Origin of the sequence: Comamonas koreensis (assembly GCF_021026195.1) — a bacterium.
GTDB classification, from domain to species: domain Bacteria; phylum Pseudomonadota; class Gammaproteobacteria; order Burkholderiales; family Burkholderiaceae_C; genus Comamonas; species Comamonas koreensis.
The window spans coordinates 24890-42808 of the sequence record NZ_JAJNCT010000004.1 but is presented as its reverse complement, the minus strand read 5'-3'; the positions used below and the strand labels follow the sequence as shown (position 1 = coordinate 42808).

Annotated in this window: 17 protein-coding genes; 12 read left to right on the top strand and 5 right to left on the bottom strand. The window is 65.3% G+C overall.

Going from position 1 to position 17919, the window contains the following annotated elements; translation table 11 throughout:
- Window positions 1-1050 (bottom strand): fumarylacetoacetate hydrolase family protein, encoded by a 1050-nt coding sequence (locus LPW39_RS01855; protein WP_230770852.1) that lies wholly within the window; start codon window positions 1048-1050, stop codon window positions 1-3.
- A gap of 158 nt (window positions 1051-1208) precedes the next feature.
- Between LPW39_RS01855 and LPW39_RS01850 the strand changes: the two genes are divergently transcribed.
- The 5 genes from LPW39_RS01850 (at window position 1209) to LPW39_RS01830 (ending at window position 4749) form a co-directional block, all read left to right on the top strand.
- Entirely contained in the window at window positions 1209-2009 is an 801-nt protein-coding gene (locus LPW39_RS01850) for an IclR family transcriptional regulator (RefSeq protein ID WP_230770850.1), read from the top strand.
- 48 nt (window positions 2010-2057) lie between these two features.
- Complete coding sequence (locus LPW39_RS01845; protein ID WP_230770848.1) at window positions 2058-3332, top strand: DUF3108 domain-containing protein; 1275 nt, start codon at window positions 2058-2060, stop codon at window positions 3330-3332.
- A 181-nt stretch (window positions 3333-3513) separates the two neighbouring features.
- Window positions 3514-3819, top strand: coding sequence for a BTH_I0359 family protein (locus LPW39_RS01840; protein WP_230770846.1), 306 nt, complete (start codon window positions 3514-3516; stop codon window positions 3817-3819).
- Window positions 3820-3944: 125 nt separating this feature from the next.
- Window positions 3945-4367, top strand: a complete 423-nt coding sequence (locus LPW39_RS01835) for a MerR family transcriptional regulator (RefSeq protein ID WP_230770845.1) — start codon at window positions 3945-3947, stop codon at window positions 4365-4367.
- Window positions 4360-4749 (top strand): carboxymuconolactone decarboxylase family protein, encoded by a 390-nt coding sequence (locus tag LPW39_RS01830; RefSeq protein ID WP_230770844.1) that lies wholly within the window; start codon window positions 4360-4362, stop codon window positions 4747-4749. Before LPW39_RS01835 ends, LPW39_RS01830 begins: the two co-directional genes overlap by 8 nt.
- Here the strand turns inward: LPW39_RS01830 and LPW39_RS01825 are convergent, their stop codons facing one another.
- A complete protein-coding gene (locus tag LPW39_RS01825) occupies window positions 4750-5523 on the bottom strand; it encodes an AraC family transcriptional regulator (RefSeq protein WP_230770842.1) in 774 nt (257 codons plus the stop codon).
- Window positions 5524-5627: 104 nt separating this feature from the next.
- Here LPW39_RS01825 and LPW39_RS01820 point away from each other — a divergent pair, with 104 nt between their 5' ends.
- Window positions 5628-6833: an MFS transporter gene (locus tag LPW39_RS01820; protein WP_230770840.1), complete on the top strand. Its 1206-nt coding sequence runs from the start codon at window positions 5628-5630 to the stop codon at window positions 6831-6833.
- A gap of 101 nt (window positions 6834-6934) precedes the next feature.
- Here LPW39_RS01820 and LPW39_RS01815 read toward each other — a convergent pair whose 3' ends face one another.
- Window positions 6935-9400, bottom strand: coding sequence for an adenosylcobalamin-dependent ribonucleoside-diphosphate reductase (locus tag LPW39_RS01815; protein WP_230770838.1), 2466 nt, complete (start codon window positions 9398-9400; stop codon window positions 6935-6937).
- Window positions 9401-9942: 542 nt separating this feature from the next.
- Between LPW39_RS01815 and purU the strand changes: the two genes are divergently transcribed.
- From purU to LPW39_RS01800, 3 genes are all read left to right on the top strand, one after another.
- The gene (gene purU, locus LPW39_RS01810; protein WP_230770836.1) at window positions 9943-10788 is read left to right on the top strand and encodes a formyltetrahydrofolate deformylase; all 846 of its coding nucleotides are present in this window, start codon (window positions 9943-9945) and stop codon (window positions 10786-10788) included.
- A 75-nt stretch (window positions 10789-10863) separates the two neighbouring features.
- Window positions 10864-12369: an FAD-linked oxidase C-terminal domain-containing protein gene (locus LPW39_RS01805; protein ID WP_230770834.1), complete on the top strand. Its 1506-nt coding sequence runs from the start codon at window positions 10864-10866 to the stop codon at window positions 12367-12369.
- Window positions 12370-12493: 124 nt separating this feature from the next.
- Window positions 12494-12910, top strand: a complete 417-nt coding sequence (locus LPW39_RS01800; protein ID WP_230770833.1) for a carboxypeptidase regulatory-like domain-containing protein — start codon at window positions 12494-12496, stop codon at window positions 12908-12910.
- Here the strand turns inward: LPW39_RS01800 and LPW39_RS01795 are convergent, their stop codons facing one another.
- Complete coding sequence (locus LPW39_RS01795; RefSeq protein ID WP_230770831.1) at window positions 12911-13882, bottom strand: DUF6882 domain-containing protein; 972 nt, start codon at window positions 13880-13882, stop codon at window positions 12911-12913.
- A 217-nt stretch (window positions 13883-14099) separates the two neighbouring features.
- Window positions 14100-15056 carry a thioredoxin gene (gene trxA, locus LPW39_RS01790; protein ID WP_230770830.1) on the bottom strand — a complete coding sequence of 319 codons (957 nt, stop codon included), beginning with the start codon at window positions 15054-15056 and terminating at the stop codon, window positions 14100-14102.
- 112 nt (window positions 15057-15168) lie between these two features.
- On the opposite strand from trxA, the gene purE reads away from it, so the two are divergent.
- The 3 genes from purE to LPW39_RS01775 are packed head-to-tail and all read left to right on the top strand — an operon-like array spanning window position 15169 to window position 17866.
- A complete protein-coding gene (gene purE, locus LPW39_RS01785; protein WP_021027607.1) occupies window positions 15169-15663 on the top strand; it encodes a 5-(carboxyamino)imidazole ribonucleotide mutase in 495 nt (164 codons plus the stop codon).
- The gene (locus LPW39_RS01780) at window positions 15660-16856 is read left to right on the top strand and encodes a 5-(carboxyamino)imidazole ribonucleotide synthase (protein WP_230770828.1); all 1197 of its coding nucleotides are present in this window, start codon (window positions 15660-15662) and stop codon (window positions 16854-16856) included. Before purE ends, LPW39_RS01780 begins: the two co-directional genes overlap by 4 nt.
- Window positions 16857-16867: 11 nt before the next feature.
- Window positions 16868-17866 (top strand): L-threonylcarbamoyladenylate synthase, encoded by a 999-nt coding sequence (locus LPW39_RS01775; protein ID WP_230770826.1) that lies wholly within the window; start codon window positions 16868-16870, stop codon window positions 17864-17866.
- The last annotated feature ends 53 nt before the right edge of the window (window positions 17867-17919 follow it).

Sequence of the window (17919 nt, the reverse complement as noted above, 5' to 3'; positions counted from 1 at the left end):
TCATGCAGCGGCCTCCGGCTCGGCCACGGCATCGGTCTGCGCCTGGTAGAGCGACGCCACATTCTGGTCAATCGCGCCAAACAGGCTGTTGCCGTCCTTGCCCTTCATCTCGATGCGCACCGTGTCGCCAAACTGCATGAAGCCGGTTTGGCTCTTGCTTTTTTGCAGCGCTTCCATGCTGCGCTTTTCAGCGATGCAGCCATAGCCCTTGGGCCAGTCCATGCGGCCATGCTTTTCAGCGCCGCTGTTGCTGACGGTGCCGCTGCCCAGCACGGTGCCGGCGCGCAGGTTGCGCGTCTTGGCCGCATGGGCGATCAGCTGACCAAAGTGAAAGCCCATTTCCGGGCCCGCATCGCACATGCCGACCTTGCGGCCGTTCCAGCTGGTCTGCAAGGCCAGGTGCACCTTGCCGCCCCGCCAGGCATCGCCCAGCTCATCGGGCGTAATCGCCACCGGGCTGAAAGCGGTCACCGGCTTGCTCTGCACCAGGCCGGCGCCCTTGTCCCGCTCGGCCGCCTCCAGCTGGCGCAGGCTGACCGGATTGGCCAGCATCAGCAGGCGCACGCTGTCCAGCGCATCCTCGGGGTTAGTGTCCTGCTTCACATCGCCGGTGATGATGGCCAGCTCGGCCGAGAAATCGATGCCCATGGCCTCGCTTGCCACCACGATGTCATCGTTCGGGCCGATGAAGGCGTCGCTGGCGCCTTGGAACACCAAGGGATCGGTCTTCAGCGCAGCGGGCAACTCCTCGCCCGGTGCCAGCCGCAGCAAGGCCACATGGCTCAGATAGGCGGCCCCGCTCAACCACTGGTAGGCGCGTGGCAGCGGTGCCATGCACTGGGCGGGGTTGAAGTCAAAGCTGTGGCGGGCGCGGTCGGCATTGAGTGCGTCGTACAGGTCCTGCAGCTGGGGGGCGTAGAAATACCAATCGTCGAGCACCTGCTGGAGGCGGTGCGCAATCCCGGAGGCGTAGTGGGCCGTGCGCAGGTCGCGCGAAACGACGACCAACTGGCCGTCGCGCGATCCGTCTTTATAGCTTGCAAGCTTCATACCGGTGTCTCACAGTCAAACATGCCTCTATCGTGCCAGATTGGCTCCGGGCTGGGCGCTTGTCGGAGTGCTTGCGCGCGGCACCGTGGAGGCCTTGCACTGTCAAATTACGATTAGTGAAACGCATTCCTTTATTTAGAATACCTTAAACTAGCGCCATGGACAAGGATCGTGCAGGCATTCAGTCGGTGGAGGTGGGGTTTGCGCTGTTGCAGGCGCTGGTAGATGCCCGTGGCCCGCTGGCGCTCAAAGACCTGGCGCATGCCGCTGCAATGCCGGCTGCCAAGGCCCACCGCTACCTGGTCAGCTACCAGCGCAGCGGCCTGGTCAAGCAGGATGCGGCGACGTCGCGCTACGATCTGGGCCCGATGGCCTTGCAGCTGGGGCTGGCCGCGCTGCGCCGCAGCGACGCAGTGCGGCTGGCGCGCGAGCACATGCCCGACTGGCTGGAGCGCCTGGGCCATACCGTGGCGCTGGCCGTCTGGGGCAACCATGGCGCAACCATCGTGCACTGGGAGGAACCACCGCACGGCACCACCGGTCACCTGCGCCTGGGTGATGTGATGCCCCTGCTCTCCTCTGCCACGGGGCGCTGCTTTGGCGCCTGGCTGCCCGCCGCACGCACTGGGCCAGCGCTGGAGCGCGAACTGGCGCAGGCCCGCCTGGCCGGGCGCAATGATCTGCCCCAGACTGCCGCTGACGCCCACCTGCTGTTTGCCCAGGTGCGCAGCCAGGGCATTGCCTCGGTGGTCGATACCCTGCTGCCCAGCGTGGTGGCGCTGTGCGCCCCGGTCTTTGATGCGCGGGGCCAGCTGGTACTGGGCATCACCAGCCTGGGCACGCAAGCGACCTTTGACCCCGCACCGGATGGCGCCATGGCCCAGCACCTGCAGGCCATCGCTGCGCAGCTCTCGCACGAGCTGGGCTACAGCCCTGCAGAACCCTCCCTGCCGCGCTAATCCAGCTGGCCTGTGGGCCTGCGCAGCAGGCACTACACTGAGCGTCTCATGCGCCAACGCCCCCTTATCCTGCTGACCTTTGCCGTGCTGGCCGCCCATGGGCTGCTGCTGGCCTGGCCCGGGGTGCAGGATGCCATCAGAAAGGCGCGCATCACTGGCAGCACCCCGAACGAGCTGCGCTTTGAGGTGCGCCAGATTGCACCGCCTCCTCCGGTGGACGCGCCGCCTGCACCCACGCCGGTCTCCAGGCCCCGCGTGGCGCAATCCGCCCCCACCGCACCCCGGCTCCAGGTGCAGAAAGCACCGCCAGAACAGGCACCAGCCAGCCGCGCGAGTGTAGGGCCCAAGTTCCGGGAAGGCCTTAGCGACAAACCCGCCACCCCCGAGGCAGCGCCCGTGGTAGAAGCCGAGTCTGCACCGGCCGCCCCTTCGGCGCTGGACCAGCTGCTCGCATCGGGTGACGCCAGCCCCGCGCCCGAACCCATACCCGGCTCCGCTGCCGATCTGCAACCGCTCAATGCCGTCGCAGGCCAGGGCGATGCCAGCGCCGCCCCCGCCCAGCCCACAACGGAGGCCAAGGCCGAGACGGAGGCGCCCAGCGCCAGCGAACCCGCGCCGCCGATCGGCATTGGCAGCCCCGGCTATGCCGGCCCGATGCCGGCGATCAAGCTGCCGCCTTCGGCGCGGCTGCAGTTCCAGGCCAAGGGATCGGCCAAGGGCTTCCAGTATTCGGCCAAGGCGCAGCTGAGCTTCAAGACCGATGGCCAGCGCTACCAGGCCGAGCAGGAGGTGTCAGCCTTTTTGATGGGCAGCCGCAGCCAGACCAGCAGCGGCCAGATTACGCCCCACGGCCTGGCACCGCAGCGCTTTGTGGACAAGGCACGCAAAGAGCGCAGCGCCGAGCTGGATGCCTCGGCGGGCCGCATCCGCTACAGCGACGGCGACGAACCCCAGGCCGTCAGCGCCGGGGTGCAGGACCGGCTGTCGATCTTTTTGCAGCTCTCGAGCATGGTGGCGGCCAACCCCGAGCGCTATGCGCCGGGCAGCACGGTGGCGATCAATGTGACCAGCGCGCGCAGCACGGAGGTATGGACCTTTGTGGTCGATGGCCCCGAAACCCTGGATTTGCCCGCTGGTGCCACCCCGACCTTGCGCCTGACCCGCCAGCCGCGCAAAGGCCAGGACCAAAGCGCCCACCTCTGGCTGGCCCCTTCGTTGCAGTACCTGCCGGTGCGGATCCGGCTGTCACAGTCCAATGGCGATTTCGCCGATCTTCAGCTGCAGGCAGCCGCAGTGGATGGCCAGCCGGCCACCCTGCCCTGAGCCCGGCTTCCCTGGCCGTGTACGACAAAGCCTCCGCCACACGTCCCTGATTTGCGACGTTTGTCTGTAAAAACACCGCCAATGGCCGGGAATGCCATCAAAACCTGCTACAACGGGGTTGTGGACGCAGGCTTGCAAATCGGCAAACTGCCACCACCTTCACTTCACAAGGAGGAACATCATGCAAATGATTTACGACTCGGACTCATTTGTGGTGTTGCACCTGACGCCAGAACTGCCCCTGTCCAATGACGGTGCATCCGTCACCAGCCCCACCGTCACCGAACCCCTGCGCCATCTGCAGCGCCAGGGTTTTGAGATTGTGGACAAGCGCAGCGGCAAGGAGCTGTACCTGGATGGCGCCTGGGCAGAAATGTTCCACCAGCAAATCCAGGCCTGGCAAGCCAATGCACCGACTGAAGAAGAAGTCGAGGCCACCCTGGACCGCTATACCGGCCTCGCCCAACAACCGGTGATCGTGCATTAAACGCTGCACCGCTCCCCAAACCATCCCAGCTGTTTGCGTGCCCTCCAGGCGCAAACAGCTTTTTTTTGCCCAAACCAGTCAGTGATGCTGGACTTAGCGTGCGCTCTAACTTCGACAATGCCTGCATGGAACCACCCCTCAGCATTGAAGAAGCAGCGCAACGCACCGGGCTGAGCGCCCACACCTTGCGCTATTACGAACGCATTGGCCTGATTGCCTCGGTCACGCGCGCAGCCGGCGGCCAACGCCGCTATGCCGCAGCCGACCTGGCCTGGCTCGCCTTTCTGACGCGCCTGCGCACCACCCGCATGCCCATCCAGAAGATGCGCCTGTTCGCCCAGCTGCGCAGCAGCGGCGATGCCACCGTGCCCGCGCGGCGCCAGATGCTGCAGACGCATCTGGCCGAGGTGCAGGCCGAAATCGCCGCGATGCAGCAAGCCGCCCAGGCGCTGCAAGACAAGATTGCCCACTACCAGGCACTGGAAGACGCGGCCTCTGCGCAGCCCCACAAAAACGCCACCCCCAAGAAGGAGCCCAACCATGGCTGAAACCACCCGCTACCAACGAGGCCTGGACAAGCTGCGCGAGATCGACGGCCACGCCGGCGAACAGGTGGTGGCCAGCCTGGCCGCCATCGCACCTGACTTTGCGGATTACCTGATTGAATTCCCCTTTGGCGACATCTACAGCCGCCCCGGGCTGGACCTTAAAAGCCGCGAGATTGCAACGGTGGCCGCCCTCACCGCGATGGGCCATGCGGCACCACAGCTGAAGGTACATATCCAGGCGGCACTGAATGTGGGCTGCAGCCAGCAGGAAGTGGTCGAGACCATCATGCAGATGGCCGTCTATGCCGGGTTTCCGGCTGCGCTCAATGGGCTGTTTGTGGCCAAGGAGGTGTTTGCGCAGTGCCCTGCCCCTGCCGCCTGATCAGCGGAAGAACCCCGAGGGCGTCTGGCCAAACTGGCGCCTGAACATCGTGGCAAAGGCGCCCGGGCTGTCATAGCCCAGCGCCAGCGCGACGTCGATCACCCTCTGGCCCTGGGCCAGCCGCTCCAGCGCCTGCAGCAGCCGGGCCTGCTGGCGCCAGCGGGCAAAGCCCATGCCGGTATCGCGCAGAAAGAGGCGCTGCAAGGTCTTGGGGTCCACCTCGAAATAACGCGCCCAGTCGTCCAAAGTGGCCTGGTCTTCGGGCTTGCGCTGGATATGGCTGCAGATGCGCTGCAGGCGCGGGTCGGCGGGGCTGGGCAGGTGCATGGGCAGAACGGGCAGCACCTGCAGTTCATCGAGCAGCAGCCGCATCAGGCGGCCATCGCGTGAATCAGCCTCGTAGGGGATGTTGATCTGCATCGCCGCATGGATCAGCTCGCGCAGCAGCGGCGAGATGCCCACCACCTGGGCCTGCTCGGCCAGGCTGGGGGCAGCATGGGGGCGCACAAACAGGCTGCGCATGCGCACCTCGCCGATATGGCGCACCTGGTGCTCAGTGCCCGCCGGCATCCAGATGCCTCTTGTGGGCGGCACGATCCACTGCCCCCCGTCGGAGGCGACCAGCATCACGCCGTGCACGGCATAGATCAATTGGTGGTGAAAAGGGTGGCGGTGCGTCCCGGTGCTGCTGCCGGGCGCATAGTCGGTGGCATGGCAGGCGATGGGCACAGGGCTGCGCTCCATCTCCTCCAGGGTCTGGAAGTAATAAGGCATCGAATGTCCGTTTTGCGAAGACTTTATCCCAAAATGCGCAAGACAGGCAAATGAGCCGGCCCTAGCATGGCTGCTTTCTGTTGAACCGCACAGGCCATGCCGCCATGAACTCCACCCTCGCCGTCCATCCCGCGCAGCGCCCTGCTGCCCCGCCCCGCACCGCCTTTGGCGTGCTGGGTGCCATCAGCACCGCCCACATGGTCAACGACATGATGCAGTCGCTGATCCTGGCGCTCTACCCCATCCTGCAGGGCAACTTCCAGCTCAGCTTCAGCCAGATTGGCTTCATCACCTTGGTCTACCAGGTCACCGCGTCGCTGCTGCAGCCGCTGGTGGGCCTCTACACCGACAAGCGCAGCACGCCCTATTCGTTACCGCTGGGCATGTGCTTTACGCTGGGCGGCCTGCTACTGCTGGCCTTTGCGCCCAACTACAGCACGGTGCTGGTGGCCGCCGCCCTGGTGGGCACCGGCTCGTCGATCTTCCACCCCGAATCCTCGCGCGTGGCCCGCATGGCCTCGGGCGGCAAGCATGGCATGGCGCAGTCGCTGTTCCAGGTGGGTGGCAACACCGGCACGGCACTGGGCCCGCTGCTGGCGGCGGCAGTGATCGTGCCCTTTGGCCAGCAAAGCATTGCCTGGTTTGGCCTGGCGGCGCTGGGTGGCATTGCACTGCTGACCTGGGTGAGCCGCTGGTATGCGCTGCAGCACCGTGCGGCCAAGGGCATGCGCACCCCGGTTGCCACTGGCCTGCCGCGCTCGCAGGTGCTGGGCGCGATCGCCGTGCTGCTGGTGCTGATCTTCTCCAAGTACTTCTACATTGCCAGCCTGTCGAGCTACTACACCTTCTACCTGATGGAGCACTTTGGCGTGGGCGTGCAAAACGCGCAGCTGCTGCTGTTTGTCTTCCTGCTGGCCTCGGCGGTGGGCACCGTGGTGGGCGGGCCGATAGGCGACCGCATTGGCCGCAAGCCCGTCATCTGGGCCTCGATCCTGGGCGTGGCGCCGTTCGCACTGGTCCTCCCCCACGCCAACCTGGCCTGGACGGTAGTGCTCACCATCATCATCGGCCTGGTGCTGTCTTCCGCGTTCTCGGCCATCCTGGTCTACGCCCAGGAGCTGATTCCCGGCAAGATCGGCATGGTCTCGGGCCTGTTCTTTGGCCTGGCCTTTGGCATGGGCGGCCTGGGCGCTGCCGTGCTGGGCATGATCGCCGACCGCAGCGGTATCGAGCATGTCTATGCGATGGCCGCCTACCTGCCACTGCTGGGCATGGTGGCCATCCTGCTGCCCAAGGTGCCCAAGCGCTGATGCTGGTCTGAGAGGCCCTGAAAAACACGAACGCCCGGTCTTGCGACACGGGCGTCTGTTTTTCTTAACGGCTGAAGGCCGGGTTCAGCGCCAGCGCAGCATTAACCGCAGGCACCGACAGCGCCGCAGGCGGTGCAGTACTCGCAGCCATCCTTGCGGATCACTGCATGGGCGCCGCACTCGTTGCATTTTTTGCCGGCCATGGTCTGCAGGCCCTGGCTCACCACTGGTGCGGACACCGCAGGGGTCAGGGTGGGGCTGCTGATGCCCGGCAGGTTCTGCTGGCGGCGGCGCTCCAGGATCTGCTGCACCGCATAGGCGATGGCGGCCACTTCCGAGTCATGCCACATCGGCACATGGGTGCCATCGGCACGCTGGTAGGTGCCCAGGCGCACGGGGCCCCGGTCCCAGGCGACCTTGCGCATGTCGGCCAGCGCACGCTCCAGGAACCCACCGCGCGCGGCCAGCGACAGCAGGCGCATGCTGGAGGTGATCCACTGCTGCGACTCGCCGCTCTGGCCCACGGGCATGAAGAACTCCACCGCGCGGTCCACCATGCTCTTGCCATCGGCGCTGGGCACCGGCAGGAAGGAGACGATGATGTAGAGGCGCTGCTGGCCTTCCTGCGTCCAGTACTCGACCTTGTCGGCCACGGCGCTGAGCTCGCCCTCGGGGCGGCGCTCGATCACCAGTTTCATCGGGTCCACCACGGCAGCTGCGGGGGCCTTGTCAGCAGCGGCTGCCTCGGGCTTGGCAGCGGGCGTGGTCTCCAGCACCGCACCCAGAATGCTGTTGGGGCGGTAGGTGGCCAGGCCCTTCAGGTTGCCGCGCCAGGCCTGCAGGTAGAGGTTCTTGAAGTCCTCATAGGGGTAGTCGGCGGGGATGTTCACCGTCTTGGAGATGGCGGTGTCCACATAGGGCTGCACGGTCTCCATCATCGCCAGGTGCTCGGTGGCCGACATCTCCAGCGCCGAGACAAAGTAGGCAGGCAGCTGCTCCACATCGCCGCCCAGCTCGCGGTACAGGCGCCAGCTGTGGTCTTCGACCTGGTACTGGCTCTTGCTGCCATCGGCCTCGCGTTTGTTGCGGGTGTAGGTCCAGGAGAAAGCCGGCTCGATGCCGTTGGAGGCATTGTCGGCAAAGGCCAGCGAGACGGTGCCGGTGGGCGCAATCGACAGCAGGTGGCTGTTGCGAATACCGTGCTTTTTGATGTCGTCCTGGATGTCCTGGGGCAAGCGGCTGGCAAAGGTGCCCTTGGCCAGATAGCCCTTGGCATCGAACTTGGGGAAAGCGCCCTTCTCCTGGGCCAGGCCGACCGAGGCGCGGTAGGAGGCATCGCGCATGCATTCGGCAATACGCTTGGCCATGTCGCGGCCTTCCTGGTCGGAGTAGCGCAGGGTCAGCATCGTCAAGGCATTGCCCATGCCGGTAAAGCCCACGCCGATACGGCGCTTGGCGGCCGATTCCTCACGCTGCTGCTCCAGCGGCCAGAAGGTAGCATCCAGCACGTTGTCGAGCGCGCGCACCTGGGTGGCCACCACCTGCTCGAAGCTCTCGAAATCAAAGCTCGGCAGCCCGCCAAATCCAAAGGGGTTGCGCACAAAGCGGGTCAGGATGATGGGGCCCAGATCGCAGCAGCCATACGACGGCAGCGGCTGCTCGCCACACGGGTTGGTGGCGGCAATGCGCTCGCAGTAACGCAGGTTGTTGTCGTCGTTGATATGGTCGAGGAACAGGATGCCCGGCTCCGCGAAATCATAGGTCGAGGTCATGATCGTGTCCCACATCGCCCGGGCACGCACGGTCTTGTAGATCCACTTGCCGTCCTCGCGCTGCACAGCGCCTTCGGCGCGCAGCTTGGCATTGGGCTTGCCGCTGTGTACCAGCTGCCAGTCGGCATCGTCCACCACCGCCTGCATGAAGGCATCGGGCACGCCCACCGACACATTGAAGTTGTTCCAGCGGCCTGGCGTGCGCTTGGCGGTGATGAACTCCATCACATCGGGGTGGTCGATGCGCAGCACACCCATTTGCGCGCCCCGGCGTGCGCCGGCCGATTCCACCGTGGAGCAGCTCTGGTCAAACACATTGATATAGCTGCAAGGGCCCGAGGCCATCGAAGCCGTGCCCTTGACCTCCGCCCCCCGGGGGCGGATGCGCGAGAAGTCATAACCCACGCCACCACCGCGCCGCATGGTCTCTGCGGCCTCGCGCAGCGCCTCGTAAATGCCGGGATAGCCTTCATCGTCAAAGCCCTGGATGCAGTCGCCCACCGGCTGCACAAAGCAGTTGATCAAGGTGGCCTGGATGTCGGTACCCGCGGCCGACATGATGCGGCCCGCGCCAATCGCACCGGCATGCAGGTTGGCGTAGAACTTGGCTTCCCATTCGGCCTGCAGCTCGGGCTTTTCCACCGAGGCCAGCGCGCGTGCGACGCGGCTGTACAGGTCCTCGATACTGGACTCATCACCCTTGAAGTACTTCTCCTTGAGCACATCCAGGCTGATGGCCTGCGGTGCCTGGGCAGCCAGGGCCTGGGGAGATGGGGTGATGTGGTCGCGTTTCATCTGTTAAATCCTCAAAAAAACGGTCGTATGCAAGCAGATCGCGGCGATGGGCTGCCACTGGGGCAGCACTGGCGCCAGACGACCCGCACCCCGGCGCCATGCGGCGGGGCATGGGGGCTCGGGCATGCCCAGGGTCAGGGCGGCAGTTTGGTGAAATCGATAGGCCGATCCAAACGCACTTGGGTTTGGAGACCATGTGCCAATCTACCCCCAATTGCCGAACATGGAAACCACGAAACCACCCTTGTGGTGTGGCTGCATATCCGCTCGGTCCGAGCGCCGAAATGCTGCGCTGCCAATGCCTGGGAAGCGAGGAAGCGCTTATTTATGGCCACATCCGAAGCAGCACGGGTTCTGGTCGATGTCTTTGATTTGCAGCGGTTTTCCGGGGCGGGAATCTGCCTGAAAGACCGCTGGATGACAGAACAATAAATTTATAATCTTGACGTTTATTTACAAAGTCGCAACTCAATTCTACCCAGTCAAAACACCAAACCCCGACTGGGGAACTCCCTTAGCCAAGGCTGCGACAATGGCAGGTTATGACCAACGCTTACATCCTCACTCTCTCGTGCCCTGATCGCCGGGGACTGGTCCACGCGGTATCCGGATTTCTGCTGGAGCACGGCAGCAATATTGAAGAAGCCGCCCAGTTCAACGATCCGGCCACTGGCCTGTTTTTCATGCGCGTGCGCTTTGCCAGCGAAGGAGACCCCAGCCAGCTGCGCGAGGATCTGGATGCTTTTGCCAAGCCTTTCGAGATGCACTGGCGCCTGCATGCGGCCGAAGAAAAGATCAAGACCGTCATCATGGTCAGCCGCCAGGGCCACTGCCTCAACGACCTGCTGTTCCGCTGGAAGGAAGGCTTGCTGCCGATCGACATCCGCGCCATCGTCAGCAACCACCGCGACTTCTACCAGCTGGCGGCCAGCTACAACATCCCCTTCCACCACATCCCGGTGACGGCAGCGACCAAGGCCCAGGCCGAGGCCAAGCAGTTCGAGATCATCGAGGCCGAAGGCGCCGAGCTGGTTGTGCTGGCGCGCTATATGCAGGTGCTGTCCAACGACCTGTGCAGCAAGCTGTCGGGCCGAGCGATCAACATCCACCACAGCTTCTTGCCCAGCTTCAAGGGTGCCAAGCCCTACTACCAGGCCCATGATCGGGGCGTGAAGCTGATCGGCGCCACCGCCCACTATGTGACGGCCGACCTCGACGAAGGCCCGATCATCGAGCAGGACGTGGCCCGCGCCTACCACACCGACACCGTGGAAGACCTGACCGCCCGTGGCCAGGACACCGAGAGCCAGGTGCTGGCCCGCGCGGTGAAGTGGCACAGCGAGCACCGCGTGCTGATGAACGGCCACAAGACCGTCATCTTCCGCTGATCCAGCACCGGGGCCTGCCAGCAGGCGGTTGCCCCGGTGACCTGGGAAGGCTTGGCAACTTGCTACAGTGTGGGCATGAGCCAGGTTGACCTCCCCACGCCCCCACCGGCCACCACCGAGCGCGCAGAACGCCAGCGCGAAGTCGTGGCCGCCCTGCGCAAGCTGCTGCCCGACGACTGCCTGCTATGGCATGACGAGGACACCACCCCCTATGAATGCGATGGCCTGACCGCCTACCGCCAGCGCCCGCTGGTGGTGGCGCTGCCCGAGACCTATGCCCAGGTGCAGGCGGTGCTGCAGGCCTGCCATGCGCTGCAGGTACCCGTGGTGGCGCGCGGTGCCGGTACTGGCCTGTCCGGCAGCGCGCTGCCGATTGCGCTGGGCGTGACCTTGTCGATGGCCCGCTTCAACCAGATCCTGCACATTGACCCGGCCGCCTGCACGGCCGTGGTGCAATGCGGCGTGCGCAACCTGGCCATCAGCGATGCAGCGGCGCCCTACGGCCTCTATTACGCGCCCGACCCATCGAGCCAGATCGCCTGCACCATTGGCGGCAATATTGCCGAGAATTCGGGCGGGGTGCACTGCCTCAAATACGGCTTGACGGTGCACAACGTGCTGCAGATCAAGGGCTTCACCGTGGAAGGCGAGCCCATCGAGTTTGGCAGCCAGGCGCTCGATGTGCCGGGTTACGACCTGCTGGCCGCCGTGATCGGCAGCGAAGGCATGCTGGCCGTGGCCACCGAAATCACCGTCAAGCTGGTGCCCAAACCCCAGCTGGCGCGCTGCATCATGGCCAGCTTTGACGATGTGCGCAAGGCCGGTGATGCGGTGGCAGCGGTGATTGCCGCCGGCATCATCCCGGCCGGGCTGGAGATGATGGACAAGCCGATGACCGCCGCCGTCGAGGACTTTGTGCATGCCGGCTATGACCTGAGCGCCGAGGCCATCTTGCTCTGCGAGAGCGATGGCACGCCCGAAGAAGTGGCCGAGGAGATCGCCCACATGAGCCAGGTGCTGCGCGCAGCCGGCGCCACTGCGATCAGCATCAGCCAGGATGAAGAAGAGCGCCTGCGCTTCTGGAGCGGCCGCAAGAACGCCTTCCCCGCCAGCGGCCGGATGAGTCCGGACTACATGTGCATGGACTCGACCATTCCGCGCAAGCGCCTGGCCGATATCCTGCTCGCCATCCAGCAGATGGAGAAAAAGTACCAGCTGCGCTGCGCCAATGTGTTCCATGCGGGCGACGGCAATCTGCACCCGCTGATCCTGTTTGATGCCAACGACCCCGACCAACTGCACCGCTGCGAGCTGTTTGGCGCCGACATTCTGGAGACCAGCGTTGCCATGGGCGGCACGGTGACTGGCGAGCATGGCGTGGGCGTAGAAAAGCTCAACAGCATGTGCGTGCAGTTCTCGGCCGAGGAAAACGCGCAGATGCTGGCCCTGAAAGCGGCCTTTGATCCGCAGGGAACGCTCAACCCGGGCAAGGTGATCCCGACCCTGAACCGCTGCGCCGAGTACGGCAAGATGCTGGTGCGCGCTGGCAAGCTGTCGCATCCGGACCTGCCCAGGTTCTAGGCTGCACGGCTGGGTGTGGTGCAGGCCGCGTCCGCTGCGTACTGCGATGTCCGCCGTTGGCTGACAGGCAACCCAGCGGCGCAGGCGCACAGTCAAGGCAGAGCCACTACTGCAAAGGATTGCCTTGAAAAACCCCATCACCACACTGAACGCTGCCCTGCTTTGCGCCGCCCTGCTGTCTGCCACTGCGGTGCAGGCCCAGCAACCGGCGCTGCAGAAGGCTGGCGATGTCCAGTATGTCTGCGGCGGCATTGGCATTGACGAGTCGACAGCCATGCGCGCGGCGATGAAGGACTATCCGCTGTCTCTGCTGTTTGCGACCAAGACAGGCGACTATCTGGCGAAGATCCAGGTCGTGATCGAGTCGGAGAAGGGCACGGAAGTCGCGCAGTTCCAGGCCCAGGGCCCCGTGTGCCTGCTGCGTCTGGACAGCGGACGCTACACCGTCAAGGCCAGCGCCGATGGCGGCAAGGCAGTCAGCCAGAGTGTCGAGGTAGCGCCAGCTGGCACTCCAGGCAAGACGCTGGACTACCGCTTCTGATCAAACCGGCCCGAGGCTGCCGGAGATGGCGCTGATGCGGCCCAGGCTGTCCAGATCGGCAACGATGCGGTTTGCGCCGTGCTGGCCGGTGATGCGTGAGCCGGTCTCCTGCACGCTGAAGCCCTTGGCGGGCAGGTAGTGCTGCAGCAGCACGCGGTGGTCGAGCTCAAAATCGCTGATCAGCTGTGACACGACGGTCGGCACACGCTCGGGCTTGGGCGCCGTGCTGGGCAGGCCATGGTCGGGATCGATCAGCGCCAGCAAGATGCCTTCGCCATAGTTGCCCAGATAGTAGCCGGCGCTGTTGTCGGCGCCTGCAGCGATCAGGCCGATTACATGCAGGTCTTCCTGGCGCAGCGCGGTGCGTGGCTGGGTGAAGAGCTCCAGGTTCTTCGCAGCGCCAAAGCCTTGCAGCTGGCGTGCGACTTCGGTAAAGGCGGGTGCCACCTCGGCCTGGGTATGGGCCCAGATCCACAGCCAGGTGCCCGATTGGAAGGAGTAGGAGCCCAGCACCTGCATGCGAAAGCGCAGGTCATCGCCAAAGGCAATCAGGCCTTGGGCGGTGTCGGCCGACCAGGCCCGGTCGCCGACCTTCTCGGCAAAATCAAGCTGGCGGTCCCAGGCCATGCCGGCATAGGCAGACAGCGCTTCGCGCAGGGCGGGATCGGCAATGGCGGGGGGGATTTCAGCGTCGCGGGCGGCTGCGGCCTCGAAAAGATCGGCCTGGGGACTGGGCGCGGCTTCAACTGCAGGCTGAGCGGCAACTGCTACCGGCACATCGCCAGCGTTGGGAGTAACCACGGGCGCTGCCAGCTCGGCTGTCGGGTCAAACGCCGGTTCGCGCGTGCCGCGCACGGGGTCATGCGGCGCGGCGCCTGTGGCCGCAGCGGGGTGCGGGCTCGGGGTTTCAGCGGGGGCAGCCGTTGGCGCAGAAGGGTTCAGCCAGCCAAACAGTTTTTGCCACAATCCCATGGTGTTGATTCTCCTGCGGTAGCGGCACGCCCCATGCGCCCCAAGCGCCAAAGACCGTAATTTAGGGCCTATTGACGCTCAAAATGGGCACCTGCGCGCACCCATCGCCGCTTTGCTGCTATCAGTATAGGTGCAAACCACGATACCCCTGTTTTGCAGTTGCAACGGGGTGTAGGGTCTGACTGTACAGGAAGCGCGACGATAACGTCGCCGCGACTCAGTTCAGCGCCATGCTCAGGCGGCGGCGGTAGCTGCTCAGCAGCGCGCCCACTTCGTCTTCCTGCTTGCTGGCCTTGCCGGTCAGCGCAATGCCGCCAGCGGTGGTGCCGGGCACGGCATCGTTGGCCTTGGGTTTGGGGGGAGTGAGCAGCTCCAGAATGGCGACAAACAGCTTGCGTGCGGCCTGGTCGTTCCAGGTTTTGTCGCGCATGATGATCTCCAGCAGCTCATCCATGCTGGCGGTCCACTGGCCTTCGGCCATCAGCGCCTGCGCCTTGGCAAAGCGGGTGTCAAAATCGCGCTTGTTGGCGGCAATCGCCGCGTCGAACTGTTCCAGCGGCCAATCGCCCCGGTCGTCCTCGTGCACAAAGCGGATCGCCTGGGCCCAGGCCTTGAGCGCCACAAAGCGCAGCGGCTGCTGGATGCGCTTGAGCGGCTCCTCAATCTGGGCTTCGGCCTCGGTCACGGCGCCGGTCTGGATCAGCAGGCGGGCATAGTCAAAACGGGCATCGTCATTGCTGGGGTCGGCCGCCAGCGATTCTTGCAGCATCTGCAGCGCGGCCTGCACATCGCCGCTATCCAGCAGTTGCTGGGCTTCGTCGGCGCCCGCTTCGGCGGCCATCGCGGCCTCGGAGGGCAGGTGCTTGTCCAGAAACTCGCGCAGCTTGCCCTCCGGCTGGGCACCCATGAAGCCGTCCACCGGCTTGCCGCCGATCATCAGCACACAGGTCGGGATCGAGCGGATGCCGAACATGCCGGCCAGCTGCTGCTCCTGGTCGGAATCGATCTTGGCCAGCTTGAAGCGGCCGCCGTAGTCGACTTCCAGCTTATCCAGCATGGGGCCCAGGGTTTTGCAGGGTCCGCACCAAGGTGCCCAGAAGTCCACCAGGACCGGCACCTGCATGGAGGCCTGGATGACTTCGGCTTCAAAATTCTCAATGGTGACGTCGATCATGTCGCTAAAAATCCGTGTTGATCAGGCAGCTTCACTGCAAAAAGTAAAATGGCGGGTTCCATCCTGGCGCGGGGCCGGCATTCTTGCCCTTAGACACCCGCCAACCCACACTATGACACCCATCCAAGTTGGCGTGGTCATGGGCTCCAGCAGCGACTGGGAGACCATGCAGCACGCAGTTGCCATTCTCCAGCAATTCGGTATTGCCTTTGAGGCCCAGGTGGTCTCGGCCCACCGGATGCCCGACGACATGTTCCGCTTTGCCGAGAGCGCCGTAGAACGGGGCCTCAAAGCCATCATCGCCGGCGCTGGGGGCGCAGCCCACCTGCCTGGGATGATAGCCGCTAAAACCCCGGTGCCCGTGCTGGGCGTACCGGTGGCCAGCCGCCACCTGCAAGGCGTTGATTCGCTGCACTCCATCGTGCAGATGCCCAAGGGCGTGCCGGTGGCCACCTTTGCCATCGGCCAGGCCGGCGCTGCCAATGCAGCCCTGTTTGCCGTGGCCATGCTGGCCAATGAAGACCCTGCGCTGCGCGCCAAGCTCGACGCCTTCCGCGCCGAGCAGACCGAGGCGGCCCGCAACATGACCTTGCCGGTGAACGAATGAGCACCAGCAGCCCCAGCGCCCAGGCGCACCACCAGGCCCAAGTGATCTTGCCCGGCGCCACCTTGGGCGTACTCGGCGGCGGCCAGCTGGGCCGCATGTTTGCCCATGCCGCCCAGTCGATGGGTTATTTCACTGCCGTGCTGGATGCAGATGCCACCAGCCCGGCCGGTCTGGTCAGCCACCACCATGTGCGCAGCGGCTATGAAGACCCGCAAGGCCTGGCCGAGCTGGCGCGCCTGTGTGCTGCGGTGACCACCGAGTTCGAGAATGTGCCCGCCGCCGCGCTGAACCAGCTGGCCCAGAGCCTGCCGGTCTCGCCCGCAGGTGCCTCCGTGGCCATCGCCCAGGACCGCGCCGCAGAAAAAGCCCATTTCGTGAAGTGTGGCGTGCCCTGCGCGCCCTACGCCGTCATCGAGACCGCCGAGCAACTGGCCGCCGTCAATGACGCGCTGCTGCCCGGCATCCTGAAAACCGCGCGCATGGGCTATGACGGCAAGGGCCAGATCCGCGTCAAGACCCGCGAAGAGCTGGTCGCTGCCTGGAATGAGCTCAAGCAAGTGGCCTGCGTGCTCGAAAAGATGCTGCCGCTGGCGCATGAGTGCTCGGTCATCGTCGCGCGCAGCCGCAACGGCGATATCGTGCACCTGCCGGTACAGCGCAACCTGCACCGCGAAGGCATTCTGGCGGTGACCGAGGTCTATGCCGGCAACCTGCCCGCCGCGCAGGCCGAGCAGGCCATTGCCGCGGCCCAGTCGGTAGCCCAGGGCCTGGACTATGTCGGCGTGCTCTGCGTGGAGTTCTTTGTGCTCGAAAGCGGCCAGCTGGTCGTCAACGAAATCGCCCCGCGCCCGCACAACAGCGGCCACTACAGCCAGAACGCGCTGGATGTGTCGCAGTTCGAGCTGCAGGTGCGCTGCATGGCCAACCTGCCGCTGGTGCAACCGCGCCAGCACAGCGCCGCCATCATGCTGAACCTGCTGGGCGACCTGTGGTTCAAGGACAGCGCCAGCGCGCAGACCCCCGCCTGGGACCAGGTGCTGGCCCTGCCCGGCTGCCACCTGCACCTGTACGGCAAGGTCGATGCCAAGCCTGGCCGCAAGATGGGCCACCTGAACATCACGGCCGCCACGCCCGAGCAGGTGCGCGAGACGGCCCTGAAGGCCGCTGCCATCCTGGGCATTGCCGCGTTCTAAGAGGACAACACGTGATTCTGGATGGAAAGCTCGAGGCCTCGGTGCACGCTGCAGCCCTGGCGCTGCAGGCGGGGCAACTCGTCGGCCTGCCGACCGAGACGGTCTACGGCCTGGCCGCTGACAGCGACAACGATGCCGCCGTGGCGCAGATCTTCAGCGCCAAAGGCCGCCCTGCCGATCACCCGTTGATCGTGCATGTGGCCGATGCCGCTGGTGTGCAGCGCTATGCCAAGGCCGTGCCGGTGTTTGCCCAGCAGCTCATCGATGCGTTCTGGCCCGGCCCCCTCACCCTGATCCTGCCGCGCCTGCCCGGTGCAGCCGTGGCCTCGACGGCGGGGCAGGACAGCGTGGGTCTGCGCTGCCCCTCGCACCCGGTGGCACAAGCCGTGCTGCGGGCCTGCCAGCAGCTCCAGCCACCGGTCTGGGGCGTCTCGGCGCCCAGCGCCAACCGCTTTGGCCGCGTCAGCCCCACCACGGCCGCCCATGTGGCGGCGGAGCTGGGCGATGACCTGCTGGTGCTCGATGGCGGCGCCTGCGACATCGGTATCGAGTCGACCATTGTCGACTGCACGCGCGGCGTGCCCGTGCTGCTGCGCCCTGGCGCCATCACGCGCGATGACATCGAACGTGCCTGCGGCACCCGCCCCCTGTCGATGCAGGAGCTGACGGCCGATACCCCGCGCGCCTCGGGCACCTTGCTCGCGCATTACGCGCCCAGCGCCAAGGTCAGGCTGATGGATGCCAAGCAACTGCAATCGGCGCTCGATGTGCTGGGTGCCGACGCGCGGCATATCGCCATCTACCACCGCAGCCCGCTGCGCAATGCCAGCCGGCATCTGCGCCTGCAGCCCATGCCCGGTGCACCGCTGGCTGCGGCCCGCGAGCTGTTTGGCCTGCTGCGCGACTTTGACGACTGGGGTGCCAAGCTCATCTGGATCGAGACCCCACCGGACTCGGCAGATTGGGAAGGCGTCAGCGACCGGCTGCAGCGCGCTGCGGCGGCGGGCTGATTCGCTTAGCCCCTGGCGTTTTACCTCTCTTTACCTCATCACCTTGGTGGCCT

What these genes read in the sequence shown, in the direction of transcription:
- LPW39_RS01855 (WP_230770852.1), bottom strand. Translation starts at nt 1,050, where the DNA reads ATGAAGCTTGCAAGCTATAAAGACGGATCGCGCGACGGCCAGTTGGTC.
- LPW39_RS01850 (WP_230770850.1), top strand. Translation starts at nt 1,209, where the DNA reads ATGGACAAGGATCGTGCAGGCATTCAGTCGGTGGAGGTGGGGTTTGCG.
- LPW39_RS01845 (WP_230770848.1), top strand. Translation starts at nt 2,058, where the DNA reads ATGCGCCAACGCCCCCTTATCCTGCTGACCTTTGCCGTGCTGGCCGCC.
- LPW39_RS01840 (WP_230770846.1), top strand. Translation starts at nt 3,514, where the DNA reads ATGCAAATGATTTACGACTCGGACTCATTTGTGGTGTTGCACCTGACG.
- LPW39_RS01835 (WP_230770845.1), top strand. Translation starts at nt 3,945, where the DNA reads ATGGAACCACCCCTCAGCATTGAAGAAGCAGCGCAACGCACCGGGCTG.
- LPW39_RS01830 (WP_230770844.1), top strand. Translation starts at nt 4,360, where the DNA reads ATGGCTGAAACCACCCGCTACCAACGAGGCCTGGACAAGCTGCGCGAG.
- LPW39_RS01825 (WP_230770842.1), bottom strand. Translation starts at nt 5,523, where the DNA reads ATGCCTTATTACTTCCAGACCCTGGAGGAGATGGAGCGCAGCCCTGTG.
- LPW39_RS01820 (WP_230770840.1), top strand. Translation starts at nt 5,628, where the DNA reads ATGAACTCCACCCTCGCCGTCCATCCCGCGCAGCGCCCTGCTGCCCCG.
- LPW39_RS01815 (WP_230770838.1), bottom strand. Translation starts at nt 9,400, where the DNA reads ATGAAACGCGACCACATCACCCCATCTCCCCAGGCCCTGGCTGCCCAG.
- purU (WP_230770836.1), top strand. Translation starts at nt 9,943, where the DNA reads ATGACCAACGCTTACATCCTCACTCTCTCGTGCCCTGATCGCCGGGGA.
- LPW39_RS01805 (WP_230770834.1), top strand. Translation starts at nt 10,864, where the DNA reads ATGAGCCAGGTTGACCTCCCCACGCCCCCACCGGCCACCACCGAGCGC.
- LPW39_RS01795 (WP_230770831.1), bottom strand. Translation starts at nt 13,882, where the DNA reads ATGGGATTGTGGCAAAAACTGTTTGGCTGGCTGAACCCTTCTGCGCCA.
- trxA (WP_230770830.1), bottom strand. Translation starts at nt 15,056, where the DNA reads ATGATCGACGTCACCATTGAGAATTTTGAAGCCGAAGTCATCCAGGCC.
- purE (WP_021027607.1), top strand. Translation starts at nt 15,169, where the DNA reads ATGACACCCATCCAAGTTGGCGTGGTCATGGGCTCCAGCAGCGACTGG.
- LPW39_RS01780 (WP_230770828.1), top strand. Translation starts at nt 15,660, where the DNA reads ATGAGCACCAGCAGCCCCAGCGCCCAGGCGCACCACCAGGCCCAAGTG.